Genomic DNA, 14241 nt, shown 5'->3' on the forward strand with positions numbered 1-14241 from the left:
ATGACGACCCGTGCACGTAAGGCCCCTGGCCGCGTCGCATTCGTAGGCTCCGGCCCCGGCGACGCCGGGCTGCTGACAGTTCGCGCGCGAGAACTGATCGAGCGTGCCGAGCTGGTGGTGACCGACCCGGATGTGCCGTCCGGGGTGCTGGCCTACGCGAACGCCGAGGCCGAGGTCCGGCCCGCCGTGGGACAGCCTGCGGACGTGGCCAAGGACCTGGCCAATGAGGCCCGCAACGGCCGTTCGGTGGTCCGGTTGGTCGCCGGTGACCCGCTGACGCAGGCCCCGGTGGTGGCCGAGACACAGGCGGTGTCCCGCAGCACCATCGCGTTCGACGTGGTTCCTGGCGTCCCCGCCGGGACAGCGGTGCCCGCCTACGCGGGTGTCGCGCTCGGCTCCCAGCACACCGAGGTCGACGTGCGTGGCACAGTCGACTGGCCCGGCCTGGCCGGTGTGCAGGGCCCGCTCGTGCTGCACGCCAGCGCGAGCCACCTCGCTGAGGCCGCCTCCGCGCTCGTCGAGCACGGCCTCGCGCCGCAGACGCCGGTCGCCGTCACGTCCGACGGGACAGGGTCGTCGCAGCGCACCATCGACACCACTCTCGCTTCTCTGGCCGCCGACGCGGGCGAGCTCGTCGGGCACCTCGTCGTCACGGTGGGCCAGGCCGTCGCGGGCCGCCCCAAGCTGTCGTGGTGGGAGTCCCGCGCGCTCTACGGCTGGAAGGTGCTGGTGCCGCGCACCAAGGACCAGGCCGCCGAGATGAGCGAGCGGCTGCGTATCCACGGTGCGATCCCGTCCGAGGTGCCGACCATCTCCGTCGAGCCGCCGCGTAGCCCGGCGCAGATGGAGCGTTCGGTCAAGGGCCTGGTCGACGGCCGCTACCAGTGGGTCGTGTTCACCTCCACCAACGCTGTGCGCGCGGTGTGGGAGAAGTTCGGCGAGTTCGGTCTGGACGCCCGCGCGTTCTCCGGCGTGAAGATCGCCTGCGTCGGCGAATCGACCGCGGCCGCGGTGAAGTCGTTCGGCATCATCCCCGAGCTGATCCCGTCCGGTGAGCAGTCCTCCGAGGGCCTGCTCGCGGACTTCCCGCCGTACGACGACATCCTCGACCCTGTGGACCGGGTTCTGTTGCCACGGGCCGACATCGCCACCGAGACCCTGGCGGCCGGCCTGCGCGACCGCGGCTGGGAGATCGACGACGTGACGGCGTACCGCACGGTCCGTGCCGCACCGCCGCCCGCCGAGACCCGCGAGATGATCAAGACCGGCGGGTTCGACGCGGTCTGCTTCACCTCGTCCTCCACGGTCCGCAACCTCGTCGGCATCGCGGGCAAGCCGCACGCCCGGACGCTCGTGGCGTGCATCGGCCCGAAGACGGCCGAGACCGCGCGTGAGTTCGGCCTGCGGGTCGACGTGCAGCCCGAGTTCGCCCAGGTCCCGGCTCTGGTCGACGCGCTCGCCGAGCACGCCGCCCGGCTGCGTGCCGAAGGCGCCCTCCCGCCGCCTCGTAAGACGAAGCGGGCGCGTCGCTGATGTTCCCCAGTCACCGTCCCCGCCGGCTGCGCCGCACCGCGGCGCTCCGGCGGATGGTCAGCGAGACGACGATCCGGCCGGAGCACCTGATCCTGCCGATGTTCGTCAAGGAAGGCCTGACCGAGCCGGTCGCGCTGACCTCGATGCCCGGCGTGTTCCAGCACAGCCGGGACTCGCTGCGCAAGGCGGCGGTCGAGGCCGTGCAGGCCGGCGTCGGTGGCTTGATGCTGTTCGGCGTTCCCGCGCAGCACGACGCGGTCGGTTCCGGTGGGACGGACCCCGAAGGCATCCTCAACGTCGCGTTGCGGGACGTCCGGTCCGAGGTCGGCGACAGCACGGTGATCATGTCCGACCTGTGCCTGGACGAGTTCACCGATCACGGCCACTGCGGCGTGCTCGACGCGCACGGCAACGTGGACAACGACGCGACGCTCGAGATCTACGCCGAGATGGCCGTCGCCCAGGCCCGCGCCGGAGCGCATGTGGTCGGCCCGAGCGGGATGATGGACGGCCAGGTCGGCGTGATCCGCACCGCGCTCGACGACGCGGGATACCTGGACACCGCCATCCTGGCGTACTCCGCGAAGTACGCCTCGGCGTTCTTCGGCCCGTTCCGGGACGCGGTGGACTCGCAGCTCACCGGCGACCGCAAGGCCTACCAGCAGGACCCGGGCAACATCCGGGAATCGCTGCGCGAGGTCCAGCTGGATCTGGCCGAAGGCGCGGACATGGTGATGGTCAAGCCCGCCCTGGCCTACCTGGACGTGATCCGGGCGACCGCGGAGATCGCGGACGTGCCGGTCGCGGCATACCAGGTCTCCGGCGAGTACGCGATGATCGAGGCCGCGGCCGCCAACGGCTGGATCGAGCGGCAGCGCGCGATCATGGAAGCACTGACGTCCATCCGGCGGGCCGGGGCCGACATCGTGCTCACCTACTGGGCAGTCGAGGTCGCGAACTGGCTCCGGGAGAGCTGAAGGTAACGTTTCCCTGGTGACGACATCAGGCAAATCGGACTCGGCGGCCGTACCGCGGCCGGCCGTGCTCAACGTCGCCTTCTGGTTCTCCATCGTCGGTTTGTCGATCATCGTGCTCGCGGCGGTGCTGGCCCTGGCGGCGAAGAACACCTCGATCGCGATCGAGATCGCGCGTCCGGACAAGAAGCTCACCGACGACCAGATCCGCACGGCGATCACCACCCAGGTCTGGGTGACGGTCGGGTTCTCGGTCGTGTTCGGGCTGCTGGGCGCGTACTTCGTGCGCCAGACCCGTGACGGCGACCGCAAGGCACGCACCCGGTTCACCATCGTGGCGATCCTGCTGCTGCTGTTCCTGTTCTTCTTCGGCAACCTGGTCGCGCTGGCCGGTCTGCTGATCATGCTGGTCGGCCTGTCGCTGGTGTACGTCGGTGCCTCGACTCGATACCTGAACGAGCAGTAGGAGTTCCGCCGTGTCCAATCCCATGTTCCCGGAGCCGATGCCGCCGATCGGGGGCCCGGACAATGCTGGGAAGCCGGCCAGACCACCGGTGCCCAGGGAAGTGAACGTCTCGTTCGCGGTCTGGGTGCTCTCGATGGTGCTGTCCTCGGTCCTGCAGATCGTGGACGCGGACGTGTTCGTCGAGACCTACCAGAAGCAGATGGCCAACCAGGCCCCTGAGACGCAGCTCAGCGCGGGCACCCTGAAGGGGGTCTACCTCTTCGCGGTGATCGCGGTCGGCCTGGTGATGCTGCTGTTCGCGTGGAAGATGCGGTCCGGCCGCAACTGGGCCCGCATCCTGCTGACCGTGCTCGCCGTGACCAGCCTGCTGTTCCAGGCGTCCAGCGTGGGCATGTCGTCGGTGCTCGGCCTGGTCGGTGTCGTGATCACGGCGACCGGGCTGGTGTTCATGTACATGCCCGCGTCGAACGCCTATTTCGCGGAGATGCGCAAACAGCAGCTGGAGAACCGCCGCCGATGACGCAGCCGGTGCTCTACGCCGAGCCGGGCTCCACCTGGTGGCCGGTGTTGTGGGGCCCGATCTTCGCGGTCGTCGGCGCACTCGTGGAGTGGGCCACCGGTCCCGTGCACACCCTTGCCTGGGTGCTCGTCGCGATCGGGTTCGCGGGCGCCGCGGCTGTCTGGGTCCAGGGCCGGCGCCGGGTGTGCTCGGTCGAGCTGACCCCGTTGAGCCTGCGCCAGGGCCGCGAGACCATCGATGTGGACAAGATCGCCGCCGCGGACGAGGAGGTCGGCACGCCGATGGCCGCCCGCGTCCTCGGCGGTGGCCTGGCCGTCCCGCGCAAGTTCGATTCGGTGCCCATCAAACTGACCGACGGCACCGCGGTGCTGGCTTGGGCCAAGGACGGGGAAGCGCTGCGGGCTGCTCTGCGCGAGCGAATCGACTCGTGAGAAGCTGCATGGTGTGACCGCCCAGCCGAAGACCGCCGAGGCGCAGGAACCCGAGCTTCCCGCGCTGCCCCCGGTGCGTGCGAAGCTGAACCAGCCCCGGCGCGCGTTCGTCGCGTTAGCCGAGGTCCTGGTTGCCGCCGCGCTGATCTGGCTCGCCTTCTGGCTGTGGCCCCATGCGATCGCGCCCATCTCCACAGTGCTCGCCGACGGCCGCCCGCCGTACGTCTCACACCGCTACTACGGCAACTGGATGGCCCTCTCCATCCTCTCCGGCACAGTCGCCGGCGTCCTGGTCGTCGACGCCGTCCGCCAGCTGATGCTCGCCGCCCGCGCGCGGCCGAAACACGCTCGCTAGGCGCTCCCAGCCAACTCCCAGTTTCCTCCCAGCCGACTGGCATCTGGCGGGAACAGCATTGCCGCTATGAGACGCGGACGCCGTGCGTGGTTGATCAACGGAGTACTCGTGGTGGCGCTGGTCGCCGCGGGCTGGGGTGCGTACACCTTCCTGTGGCCCAGCTCCGACGCAGCCACGACCACCGGCGTACGAACCGTCGCGGCGACGCGGGCAAGCGTGGTGGAGAGCGTTTCGGCGGCCGCGACAGTGCAGAGCAGCTACACCGGGACCGCGGATTTCAGCACCAGCGGCACGGTCACGCAGATCCTCGTCAAGGTCGGTGACACCGTCACCAAAGGTCAGCAACTGGCCAAACTGGACGATTCCCAGGCGCGGCTGCAGCTCTCGGCGGCGAAATCCAGCCTGAGCGCGGCCAAGGAGAACCTGGCCAACGCGGTGGCCGCCGCGGCGACGGCGACGACCACGAACCAGCAGGGCCAGGGGCAACAGTCCCAGTCGCAGAGCACGAAGTCCTTGCAGGCTCAGGTGGATCAGGCCAAGGTCAACGTCGAGCAGGCCGAGCAGGCGTTGGCAGCGACCACCCTGACCGCTCCCGGCGATGGCACCGTGACCGCGTTGAACGGGACCGTCGGGCAGCGCGCTGGGTCCTCGTCCGGTGGTTCGACCGGTCAGAGCTCCTCTTCGTCTTCGTCCTCGTCGTCTTCCGCCAGCTCGGGCTTCATCACGCTGACGAACCTGGCGAGCCTGCAGGTCAAGGGCAGCCTCGCCGAGATCGACATCGCCAAGGTCAAGGTCGGCCAGGACGCGACCGTCACGTTGAACGCGATGCCGGACACGCCACAACCCGCGAAGGTCGCAGCGGTCGACCTCACGCCGACGACCGGCAGCAACAGCGTCGTGACCTACGGCGTCACGCTCACTCTCAATACGCCTCCGGCTGAGCTGCGGCCCGGCCAGTCAGCGAGCGTCGCGATCACGGTCGCCAAGGCCGACGACGTGATCGCGATTCCGTCAGCCGCGATGCAGACCGTCGGCACTACGCACACCGTCAACGTGCTCGCCAACGGCCAGGAGTCCCGGCGGACCATCGAGATCGGTGTCCGTAGCGAATCCTTGGTGCAGGTGACTTCCGGGCTCAACGAGGGCGAGCAGGTCGTCCTGGCGACCGCTACCACCACGGGTACCACCGGCCAGCAACGCAACGGCGGTGCAGGTGGCTTCGGTGGAGGTGGCGGCGGCTTCGGCGGTGGCGGTTTGGGTGGCGGAGGCGGCGGTGGTGGCGGCCGGGTTCAGCCGGGTGGGACAGGAACCGGTCGATGAACCCCGTCATCCAGGTGACCGCCTTGCGTAAGACGTACGGCAGCGGGGACACCGAGGTACACGCGTTGCGCGGCGTGGATCTCGCGGTGTGGCCCGGGGAGTACCTCGCGATCATGGGTGCGTCCGGGTCGGGCAAGTCGACCTTGCTCAACGTGCTCGGCTGTCTGGACGTGCCGACCTCGGGCACTTACAAACTGGACGGCATCGACGTCGGCGACCTCAACGAACGCCAGCTTTCCTTGGTACGCAACCGGAAAATCGGGTTCGTCTTCCAGTCGTACAATCTGGTGCCGCGGACGTCCGCACTGTCCAATGTGGAACTTCCGTTGATCTACTCGGGCCTGCGCCGCAAGGAGCGGCGCAAACGAGCGCTGGCCGCGCTGGAGATGGTCGGCCTGCTGGAGCGTGCCGGCCACAAGCCGAACCAGCTTTCCGGCGGTCAGCAGCAACGAGTCGCATTGGCTCGGGCGCTGGTCACCGGGCCCGCGATGGTCCTGGCCGACGAGCCGACCGGAAACCTCGACAGTGAAAGCACCGCCGAGGTGCTGGGCGTCTTCGACCGGCTCAACCGCGCGGGCCGGACCATCGTGATGATCACTCACGAGGACAACGTCGCCGCGCACGCCGCCCGCATGGTGCGTGTCATGGACGGCCAGATCGTCGAAGACACGGCGCAATGGCGTATGTCTGGAGCACTGACGTCATGAAAATCGGTGAAGTGCTGCGGTTCGCCCTGATCGGGCTGGCCGCCAACAAACTCCGGTCCGGCCTGACCACGCTCGGCATCATGATCGGCGTCGCCGCGGTGATCCTCCTGGTCGCGGTCGGCAGTGGCGCCTCGGCGTCGATCGAACAGAGCATCGCCGGGCTGGGCACGAACGTGCTGACCGTGTCCCGGGCCGGTGGCCAGGGCGCCACTTCGCGGCCGTTGACCGTGCAGGACGCCCAGGCGTTGGTCGATCCCCTCGGCGCGCCCGACGTCAAGGCGAGCTCACCGGTGGTGTCCACCCAGGTCACCGCCGTGTACCAGGGGACAAGCCACGACATCCCGCAGTTGCTCGGCACCAACCCCGAGTACTTCTCCACTTCCAACAGTGCCCTCGCGCAGGGAGCGCTGTTCACCGCGGACGACGTGTCGGCGGGCCGGAAGGTGATGGTCCTGGGCTCCACCGCCGCCCAGGAACTGTTCGGCGGCGCCGATCCCGTGGGCAGACAGGTGCTGGCCAACAGCATCCAGTTCACCGTGATCGGTGTCCTGCAGTCGAAAGGCTCGTCGGGCCTCTCGAACGCGGACGACACCGCGGTCGCGCCGTTGACCGCCGTGCAGAACTCACTCGTCGGATACGGGCAGGTCAACCAGATCCTCGTACAGGCGACGAGTTCGGACGCGATGTCGGCGGCGCAGGCCGAGGTGACCGCGATCCTCACCGCACGGCACCGCATCTCGGCCAACCAGACCGCGGACTTCCGCATCCTCAGCCAGGAGCAGTTGCTGGCGACCCGGACGACGGCCACCGACACGTTCACCGTGTTGCTCGCGTCGGTGGCCGCGATCTCGCTGCTCGTCGGCGGAATCGGCGTGACCAACATCATGCTGGTGACGGTGACCGAGCGGATCAGGGAAATCGGCATCCGCAAGGCGATCGGCGCGACCAGAGGCGTGATCCTCGGCCAGTTCCTCACCGAGGCGACGCTGTTGAGCCTGTTCGGCGGCGCACTGGGCGTCGCGGCCGGCGTGATCGGCAGCCAGTTCACCATCGCCGGGATCACCCCGGTGGTCGTACCCGGCTCGATCTTCCTGGCCTTCGGGGTGTCCGCGCTGATCGGCCTGTTCTTCGGCAGCTACCCGGCGGGCAGGGCCGCCTCGCTGCGCCCGATCGAAGCCCTGCGCCACGACTAGGAGACAGTTGATGACCACACCAGCACCGCAGAACCCCGAGCAAGTGATCTCCACCCCGGTCGACAGCAACCTCGACCAGGAACTGACCCAGGCCAAGCGCGGCTTCTCCAAGGTCACCATCGGGCTCGGCGTCGTCGTCCTCGCGCTGGTCGCGTTCTTCGGCGGAGTCTGGACCCACTCCGCGATCGCCGGCTCCAGCACAGGCGCCGCCACCCCGCAACGCGGCAACGGCGGCCAGGGCGGCTTCCGCGTCGGCCCAGGCGGTCAAGGTGGTCAGGGAGGGGGCCAGGGCGGCGGTTTCCGTGGTGGCACAGCCGGAACCGTCGACCGCGTCGAAGGCAGCACGATCTACGTGAAGATGCCCGACGGCACCGAGGTCAAGGTGTCCACTTCGGACAAAACCAAGGTGGAGACCACAACCGAGGGCAAACTCACCGACATCACACCGGGCTCGTCGGTACTCGTGCAGGGCCAGCGCGGCGAGGACAACTCCGTGACCGCCCAGACCATCACCAAACGCCCCGCCCAGTGATGGCCCACACCTCCACCGGACAGCCCATCGCTGTGTTCATTGCCGGGTTCCTCGCAGTGCCTACGGCGGCATTCATTGCAAGAGGAATTCGCCAAGGGGAACCCTTGATTTCACATTAGCAAGGGGGTCTGACATTTCCGGGTACGAGCTGGTCACCGACGGGTGACCTTGCCTCCGGCACGCGGCCGCGCCTCCCCGACGTGGTCGTGTGCCGGAGGCGCCCTCCATCACGGCCTGGGGTGGGCCTCGTGCAGACTGGCAGGTGTGAGCACAGGTGTTGAGCAGGTCAAGACCTCGGCCCAGTTGTTCGAACGCGCGAGCGCGGTGACCCCGGGTGGGGTGAACTCGCCGGTCCGGGCGTTCCATTCGGTCGGCGGCACCCCCCGGTTCATGGTCAAGGGCTCGGGCACGTATCTCTGGGACGCGGACGGCAACCGTTACGTGGACCTGGTCAGCTCGTGGGGCCCGATGATCCTGGGGCACGCGCACCCCGCGGTGGTCGAGGCGGTGCGGGAGGCGGCGGTCAACGGCCTGTCGTTCGGCACGCCGACCGCGGGCGAGATCGACCTGGCCGAGGAGATCATCGACCGGGTCGAGCCGGTCGAGCAGGTCCGGCTGGTCAACTCCGGCACCGAGGCCACGATGAGCGCGATCCGGCTGGCCAGGGGCTACACCGGGCGCACCAAGATCATCAAGTTTGCGGGCTGCTACCACGGGCACGTCGACGCGCTGCTCGCCGAAGCCGGCTCCGGCGTGGCAACGCTGGGTCTGCCGACCACTCCCGGTGTCACCGGCGCGCAGGCCGAGGACACAATCGTGCTGCCGTACAACGACATCAACGCAGTGCAGGCCGCATTCGCCGAGCACGGCCAGACAATCGCGGCCGTGATCACCGAGGCCGCGGCGGGCAACATGGGCGCGATCGCCCCGCAGAACGGCTTCAACGAAGGGCTGCGCTCGCTCACCAAGCAGCACGGCGCTTTGCTGATCATCGACGAGGTGATGACCGGATTCCGTGTGTCCAGCGCGGGTTGGTACGGCCTTGAGGGCGTCGCCGGTGACCTGTACACGTTCGGCAAGGTCATGTCGGGCGGTCTGCCCGCGGCGGCATTCGGCGGGTCCCGGGAGATCATGGCTTCGCTGGCCCCATCCGGCCCCGTCTACCAGGCAGGAACCCTCTCCGGGAACCCCGTCGCGGTGGCCGCCGGGCTCGCCACCCTGCGCGCCGCGGATGCTTCCGTGTACGAGAAGCTCGATGCCAACGCGCACCGCCTCGGCGGCCTGTTCGGCGACGCCCTGACTGCAGCGGGTGTGGCACACAGAATTCAGTACGCAGGAAACCTGATCAGCGTGTTCTTCAGCCAGGACCTGGTGACGGACTACGCGGGCGCGAAGGCCGCCGAGACGTGGCGCTTCCCGCCGTTCTTTCACGCCTTGCTCGAACACGGCGTGTACGCGCCGCCGAGCGCCTACGAAGCCTGGTTCGTCAACGCGGCTCTGGACGACGACGCGTTCGCCATCATCGAGTCGGCGTTGTCACACGCGGCTGCCGCGGCTGCGGAGGCCGTTCAGTGACGCGCACGATCGTCCACATGCTGCGGCACGGCGAAGTCCACAACCCCACAGGCATTCTGTACGGCCGGCTGCCCGGCTATCACCTGTCCGACCTCGGCCGCCGTCAGGCGTTGACCGTCGCGGAGTTCCTGTCCGACCGTGACATCACTCACGTCGTCGCGTCGCCCCTGCAGCGCGCGCAGGAGACCGCCGCCCCGATCGCCGACTCTCACCAGCTGACGTTGGCGACCGACGACCGGCTGATCGAGTCGGAGAACGTCTTCGAAGGCCAGAAAGTCGAGTTCGGCTCGGGCGCGTTGACTTCGCCCAAACACTGGAAGCACCTGACGAACCCGTTCCGCCCATCCTGGGGCGAGGCGTACCTGATGATCGCGCACCGAATGCTCGGCGCCGTCCAGCGTGCCCGCGCCACGGCATCCGGACATGAGGCCGTCTGTGTGTCCCACCAGCTGCCGATCTGGACTCTGCGCCGTTTCCTTGAAGGCAAACGGATGTGGCACGACCCCCGGAACCGTGAATGCTCGCTGGCCTCGTTGACCTCCCTGGAGTTCGAGGACGAACGACTCGTCCGGATCAACTACCAGGAACCCGCCGGAGCCTCCGACCCGAAGGTGACCGGCGCGTGAAAAAGCTCCTCCTCGTACTCACCCTCGTCCTGGCAGGCTGCTCAACAGGAACCGACGCCGTGGTCCGCGGCACCGAATTCGACTTCGTCGCCCCCGACGGAAAACTCGAAATCACCTACACCGGCGCCGACCGCAAAAAGCTGGGCGAGATGACCGGCGAAAGCCTGATGGAACCCGGCAAACAGATCAAACTGTCGGACTACGCGGGCAAAGTCGTCGTCCTGAACATCTGGGGAGCCTGGTGCGGCCCCTGCCGCGCCGAAGCCCCCGAACTGCAGAAGCTCTACGACGCCAACAAAGACGCGGGCCTGCAGGTCCTCGGCATAGACGTCCGCGACGACATCCGCAGCCAGCCCGAAGACTTCATGCGCAACTACAAGCTCACGTACCCCTCGATCTACGACCCGGGCGGCCGCTCCCTGCTCACCCTCAAGGGCTACCCAAGAAACGCCGTCCCCAGCACGATCATCCTCGACCGCCAGCACCGCGTGGCCGCCGTGCACCTGATCGCCACCCTCGCCACCGACCTCGACCCCATGGTCAAGGACCTGCTTGCCGAGAAGGGGTAGACCTGCGGTTTTACCTGGCACGGGACCTTGGTCCTGGGTGCCGGTAGCAGGTCACACCGGTGTACTGCCTACCCTCTGAAGGGTGAATCCGACCGAGATCGCGATGTCGGGGCCCTTGCTGCTGGCCAGCGGGCTGGCTCTGCTCGCGGGCATGATCTCGTTCGCCTCGCCCTGTGTGGTTCCGCTTGTGCCTGGTTACCTGGCTTATCTGGCGGCGTTGGTGGGGGCGGACGCGCCTGCGGTCGGCACTGACGAGCAGCCCAAACGGGGGAAGTACCGGGTTGTCGGTGCGGTCGGGCTGTTTGTGCTTGGGTTCACTGTCGTCTTCACGATCGGGGTCGGCAGTCTGGTTTGGCTGTCGGACCAATTGGTGGTCAACCAGGACTGGCTGCAGCGGGCCGGCGGCCTGGTGATGATCGTGATGGCGATGGTCTTCGTCGGGCTGGTGCCCAGGTTGCAGAAGGACGTCCGCATCCACCGGCTGCCGCGGGGCGGCCTGATCAGTGCGCCGATCATGGGTGCGATCTTCGGGTTGGGCTGGACGCCGTGCATCGGGCCGACGCTGTCCGGCGTGCTCACCATCGCGGCGAGCACGGGTGGGTCAGGTGCGCGTGGTGTGCTGCTTGTGCTGATCTACTGTCTCGGGCTGGGGGTTCCGTTCCTGCTGATCGCGCTGGGGGCGCGGTGGGCTGTGCGGGCGACGGGCTGGCTGCGCCGCAACGGCCGTAAGGTGCAGATCTTCGGTGGGGCGATGATGTTCGCGGTCGGCGTGCTGCTGATCACCGGGCTTTGGGGCGAGTTCATTTCGTGGATTCGGTACGCGTTCGTCAGCAACGCGGTGTTGCCGCTGTGATTCCGTTCCTGCGCAACACGTGGCGTGGTCTGACGTCGATGCGGACCGCGCTCATCCTGCTTTTCCTGCTGGCGTTGGCTGCCATGCCGGGCGCGCTGTTGCCGCAGAGGTCGTTGAACGCCAACAAAGTCGCGGACTACATCGCGCAGCACGGCTGGTGGGGCGAGCTGCTCAACCGCCTGCAGTTCTACGACGTGTACGCCAGCGTCTGGTTCTCCGCGATCTACCTGCTGCTGATGATCTCGCTGGTCGGCTGCCTGCTGCCGCGAAGCGTCGAGTACTTCAAGGCCCTGAAGGCGAAGCCGGTTCTCACCCCGCGCAACCTCGGCCGCATGCCGCACCACGTCGAGTCCACTGTGCACAAGTCGCAGCAGGATGTGGTCGACGACGCGAACAAAGCGCTTCACGGCTGGCGGAAGACCGAACGCGAAGAGGAAGACGGCTCGCGGACCATCTCCGCCGAGCGCGGTTACCTCCGGGAGACCGGCAACCTCGTCTTCCACTTCGCCATGCTCGGCCTGATCGTCGCGCTCGCGATCGGCAAGATGTTCGGCTACGAGGGCCAGGTCATCGTCAAGGCCGACGGCAGCCAGGAGTTCTGCAACTCCGGCGTGCTCGGCTACGACTCGTTCCACCCGGGCCTGCGCGTCGACGGCACGGACCTGTCGCCGTTCTGCCTCAAGGTCGACAAGTTCAACGTGAACTTCCTGCCGTCCGGGCAGCCCGACCTGTACCGCGCGGACGTGCAGTACCAGTCGGGCGCGGACCTCGACAGCGGCACGTGGGCGCAGTACGGCCTCGAAGTGAACTCGCCGCTGCGCACCGCGGGCGACCGGATCTACCTGTTGGGCCACGGCTACGCACCGATCTTCACCGTCACGTTCCCCAACGGCGAGAAGCGCACGATGGACACCCAGTGGCGGCCGTCGAACCAGACGACGATGCTGTCCGAAGGGGCGACGAAGTTTGACCCGCCGGGCATCACGGACGCGCAGGAACGACGGACAAAACAGATAGCTGTGACGGGCCTGCTGGCCCCGACCGCGCGGATGCAGGGCTCGCTGTTGGACTCCGGCTTCCCGGATCTGCGTGACCCCGCGGTCGCGGTCGACGTGCTGCGGGGCGATCTCGGTATCGACAACGGCCGTGGTCAGTCGATCTTCACCGTCGACCAGGCGATGATCGACGACGGTCGGCTGAAGAAGGTCGCCCGGGAGAACCTCAAGCCGGGCGGTGAGATCAAGCTCGACGACGGCACGGTCGTCCGCTTCGACGGCGTGAAACGTTGGGTCTACCTGCAGGTATCGCACGACCCCACGCAGGTCTGGGTGCTCGTGTTCGCGATTTCGATCATTCTGGGGATCGGGGCGTCGCTGACGATCAAGCGGCGCCGGTTGTGGGTGCGCGTGTCCGCCACGAACGAAGGCCGTACCGTGGTCGAGGTCGGCGGGCTCGCCCGTACTGACCAGGCCGGATACGGCGAGGAATTCACAAGGCTCTCGGGTGCGGTAACCGGAGGGAAGAACTGATGGTCAACGAGAACCTGGCCAGATTCGCCGACTGGACGTACGGCGCGGCGGTCCTGATCTACGTCTTCGCGATGGGTTTCGCCCTGATCGAGCAGGCCTTCGGCGCCAAGGCGAAAGCCAAGGCCGCGGCGGTCCGCGAACTGGCCACGGTCGGCGCTCCCGTTCTCGCTGAGCCGCTGGCTGTCAACGCGGGTGTGCAGCCGATCGGCCGGCGGCCGGAGCGCAACCGTGCGGAGCGAGTCGGGCGGATGGGCGCCGCGCTGCTGGTGCTGGGCGCTTTGCTGCACCTCACGTCGATTGTGCTGCGCGGCTTGGCTGTGCAGCGCGCGCCGTGGGGCAACATGCACGAGTACATGACCGCCGTGAGTTTTGTCGCAGTGGTCACGTGGATCGTGCTGATTCGCAAGTTCCCGATCCGGCACCTGTCGGCCTTCGTACTGCTGCCGATCGTGATCCTGATGTTCCTGGGCGGCACTGTTCTTTACTCCGACGCTGCGCCGCTGCAGCCCGCGCTGCGTTCGTACTGGCTCGTCGTGCACGTGGCGGCCGCGATCATCGCTTCCGGCCTGTTCCTGGTGCCCGGCGTGGCGAGCATCCTGTACCTGATCCGCAATCGTTATGACTACGACCAGGCGAAGTTCGTCCGGTTCGGGCCCCGGCTGCCTGAGTCGGACGTGCTCGATCGGGTGGCGTACCGAACCACGATCATCGCTTTCCCGATCTTCACCTTCGGTGTGATCTGTGGCGGAATCTGGGCGGAAGCGGCCTGGGGACGGTTCTGGGGATGGGACCCCAAGGAGACCGTCGCGTTTGTCGCCTGGGTGATTTACGCGGCCTACCTGCACTCCCGTGCCACGGCCGGGTGGCGCGGCGGCAAGGCGGCGTGGATCAACATCCTCGGTTTCTCCGCGACAGTCTTCAACCTGTTCTTTGTCAACCTGGTGACTGTCGGACTGCACTCGTACGCCAACGGATGACCTGTACGAAGGGGTAACCCCGTTCGACCTGCGGGCACGCCTACGACTACCGTCGCACGAGATGGTCGAGGTGGTCTCGAT

Annotated in this window: 16 protein-coding genes; all 16 read left to right on the top strand. The window is 67.7% G+C overall.

Annotation, left to right across the window (positions count from 1 at the left end):
- The 16 genes from JOF56_RS13490 (at position 1) to ccsB (ending at position 14160) form a co-directional block, all read left to right on the top strand.
- Positions 1-1533, top strand: a complete 1533-nt coding sequence (locus tag JOF56_RS13490) for a bifunctional uroporphyrinogen-III C-methyltransferase/uroporphyrinogen-III synthase (RefSeq protein WP_209637717.1) — start codon at positions 1-3, stop codon at positions 1531-1533.
- A complete protein-coding gene (hemB, locus tag JOF56_RS13495) occupies positions 1533-2510 on the top strand; it encodes a porphobilinogen synthase (RefSeq protein ID WP_209637719.1) in 978 nt (325 codons plus the stop codon). The genes JOF56_RS13490 and hemB overlap by 1 nt, the downstream gene beginning before the upstream one ends.
- Before the next feature lie 16 nt (positions 2511-2526).
- Complete coding sequence (locus JOF56_RS13500) at positions 2527-2973, top strand: hypothetical protein (RefSeq protein WP_209637721.1); 447 nt, start codon at positions 2527-2529, stop codon at positions 2971-2973.
- A gap of 10 nt (positions 2974-2983) precedes the next feature.
- On the top strand, positions 2984-3493 hold the full coding sequence (locus tag JOF56_RS13505) for a hypothetical protein (RefSeq protein ID WP_209637723.1): 510 nt from the start codon (positions 2984-2986) through the stop codon (positions 3491-3493).
- Positions 3490-3924 carry a transport-regulating membrane protein Mce1N gene (gene mce1N, locus JOF56_RS13510; protein ID WP_209637725.1) on the top strand — a complete coding sequence of 145 codons (435 nt, stop codon included), beginning with the start codon at positions 3490-3492 and terminating at the stop codon, positions 3922-3924. Before JOF56_RS13505 ends, mce1N begins: the two co-directional genes overlap by 4 nt.
- A 13-nt stretch (positions 3925-3937) precedes the next feature.
- Positions 3938-4279 carry a hypothetical protein gene (locus tag JOF56_RS13515; protein ID WP_209637726.1) on the top strand — a complete coding sequence of 114 codons (342 nt, stop codon included), beginning with the start codon at positions 3938-3940 and terminating at the stop codon, positions 4277-4279.
- A gap of 66 nt (positions 4280-4345) precedes the next feature.
- Positions 4346-5599: an efflux RND transporter periplasmic adaptor subunit gene (locus JOF56_RS13520; protein WP_209637727.1), complete on the top strand. Its 1254-nt coding sequence runs from the start codon at positions 4346-4348 to the stop codon at positions 5597-5599.
- Complete coding sequence (locus JOF56_RS13525) at positions 5596-6306, top strand: ABC transporter ATP-binding protein (protein WP_209637728.1); 711 nt, start codon at positions 5596-5598, stop codon at positions 6304-6306. The genes JOF56_RS13520 and JOF56_RS13525 overlap by 4 nt, the downstream gene beginning before the upstream one ends.
- Positions 6303-7499: an ABC transporter permease gene (locus JOF56_RS13530; protein ID WP_209637729.1), complete on the top strand. Its 1197-nt coding sequence runs from the start codon at positions 6303-6305 to the stop codon at positions 7497-7499. The genes JOF56_RS13525 and JOF56_RS13530 overlap by 4 nt, the downstream gene beginning before the upstream one ends.
- Positions 7500-7509: 10 nt before the next feature.
- Positions 7510-8031, top strand: coding sequence for a DUF5666 domain-containing protein (locus tag JOF56_RS13535; RefSeq protein ID WP_209637730.1), 522 nt, complete (start codon positions 7510-7512; stop codon positions 8029-8031).
- Positions 8032-8295: 264 nt separating this feature from the next.
- Positions 8296-9606: a glutamate-1-semialdehyde 2,1-aminomutase gene (gene hemL / locus JOF56_RS13540; protein ID WP_209637731.1), complete on the top strand. Its 1311-nt coding sequence runs from the start codon at positions 8296-8298 to the stop codon at positions 9604-9606.
- Positions 9607-9623: 17 nt separating this feature from the next.
- Positions 9624-10232: a histidine phosphatase family protein gene (locus JOF56_RS13545; protein WP_209648232.1), complete on the top strand. Its 609-nt coding sequence runs from the start codon at positions 9624-9626 to the stop codon at positions 10230-10232.
- The gene (locus JOF56_RS13550) at positions 10229-10801 is read left to right on the top strand and encodes a TlpA disulfide reductase family protein (protein ID WP_307855086.1); all 573 of its coding nucleotides are present in this window, start codon (positions 10229-10231) and stop codon (positions 10799-10801) included. Before JOF56_RS13545 ends, JOF56_RS13550 begins: the two co-directional genes overlap by 4 nt.
- 103 nt (positions 10802-10904) lie before the next feature.
- Positions 10905-11654: a cytochrome c biogenesis CcdA family protein gene (locus JOF56_RS13555; RefSeq protein ID WP_209648233.1), complete on the top strand. Its 750-nt coding sequence runs from the start codon at positions 10905-10907 to the stop codon at positions 11652-11654.
- A gap of 38 nt (positions 11655-11692) precedes the next feature.
- The gene (resB, locus tag JOF56_RS13560) at positions 11693-13183 is read left to right on the top strand and encodes a cytochrome c biogenesis protein ResB (protein ID WP_209648234.1); all 1491 of its coding nucleotides are present in this window, start codon (positions 11693-11695) and stop codon (positions 13181-13183) included.
- A complete protein-coding gene (gene ccsB, locus JOF56_RS13565; protein ID WP_209648235.1) occupies positions 13180-14160 on the top strand; it encodes a c-type cytochrome biogenesis protein CcsB in 981 nt (326 codons plus the stop codon). Before resB ends, ccsB begins: the two co-directional genes overlap by 4 nt.
- The last annotated feature ends 81 nt before the right edge of the window (positions 14161-14241 follow it).

This window comes from Kibdelosporangium banguiense (assembly GCF_017876405.1).
Taxonomy (GTDB): domain Bacteria; phylum Actinomycetota; class Actinomycetes; order Mycobacteriales; family Pseudonocardiaceae; genus Kibdelosporangium; species Kibdelosporangium banguiense.

What these genes read in the sequence shown, in the direction of transcription:
- JOF56_RS13555 (WP_209648233.1), top strand. Translation starts at nt 10,905, where the DNA reads ATGTCGGGGCCCTTGCTGCTGGCCAGCGGGCTGGCTCTGCTCGCGGGC.
- JOF56_RS13535 (WP_209637730.1), top strand. Translation starts at nt 7,510, where the DNA reads ATGACCACACCAGCACCGCAGAACCCCGAGCAAGTGATCTCCACCCCG.
- mce1N (WP_209637725.1), top strand. Translation starts at nt 3,490, where the DNA reads ATGACGCAGCCGGTGCTCTACGCCGAGCCGGGCTCCACCTGGTGGCCG.
- JOF56_RS13530 (WP_209637729.1), top strand. Translation starts at nt 6,303, where the DNA reads ATGAAAATCGGTGAAGTGCTGCGGTTCGCCCTGATCGGGCTGGCCGCC.
- hemB (WP_209637719.1), top strand. Translation starts at nt 1,533, where the DNA reads ATGTTCCCCAGTCACCGTCCCCGCCGGCTGCGCCGCACCGCGGCGCTC.
- JOF56_RS13490 (WP_209637717.1), top strand. Translation starts at nt 1, where the DNA reads ATGACGACCCGTGCACGTAAGGCCCCTGGCCGCGTCGCATTCGTAGGC.
- JOF56_RS13520 (WP_209637727.1), top strand. Translation starts at nt 4,346, where the DNA reads ATGAGACGCGGACGCCGTGCGTGGTTGATCAACGGAGTACTCGTGGTG.
- JOF56_RS13545 (WP_209648232.1), top strand. Translation starts at nt 9,624, where the DNA reads ATGCTGCGGCACGGCGAAGTCCACAACCCCACAGGCATTCTGTACGGC.
- resB (WP_209648234.1), top strand. Translation starts at nt 11,693, where the DNA reads ATGCGGACCGCGCTCATCCTGCTTTTCCTGCTGGCGTTGGCTGCCATG.
- JOF56_RS13525 (WP_209637728.1), top strand. Translation starts at nt 5,596, where the DNA reads ATGAACCCCGTCATCCAGGTGACCGCCTTGCGTAAGACGTACGGCAGC.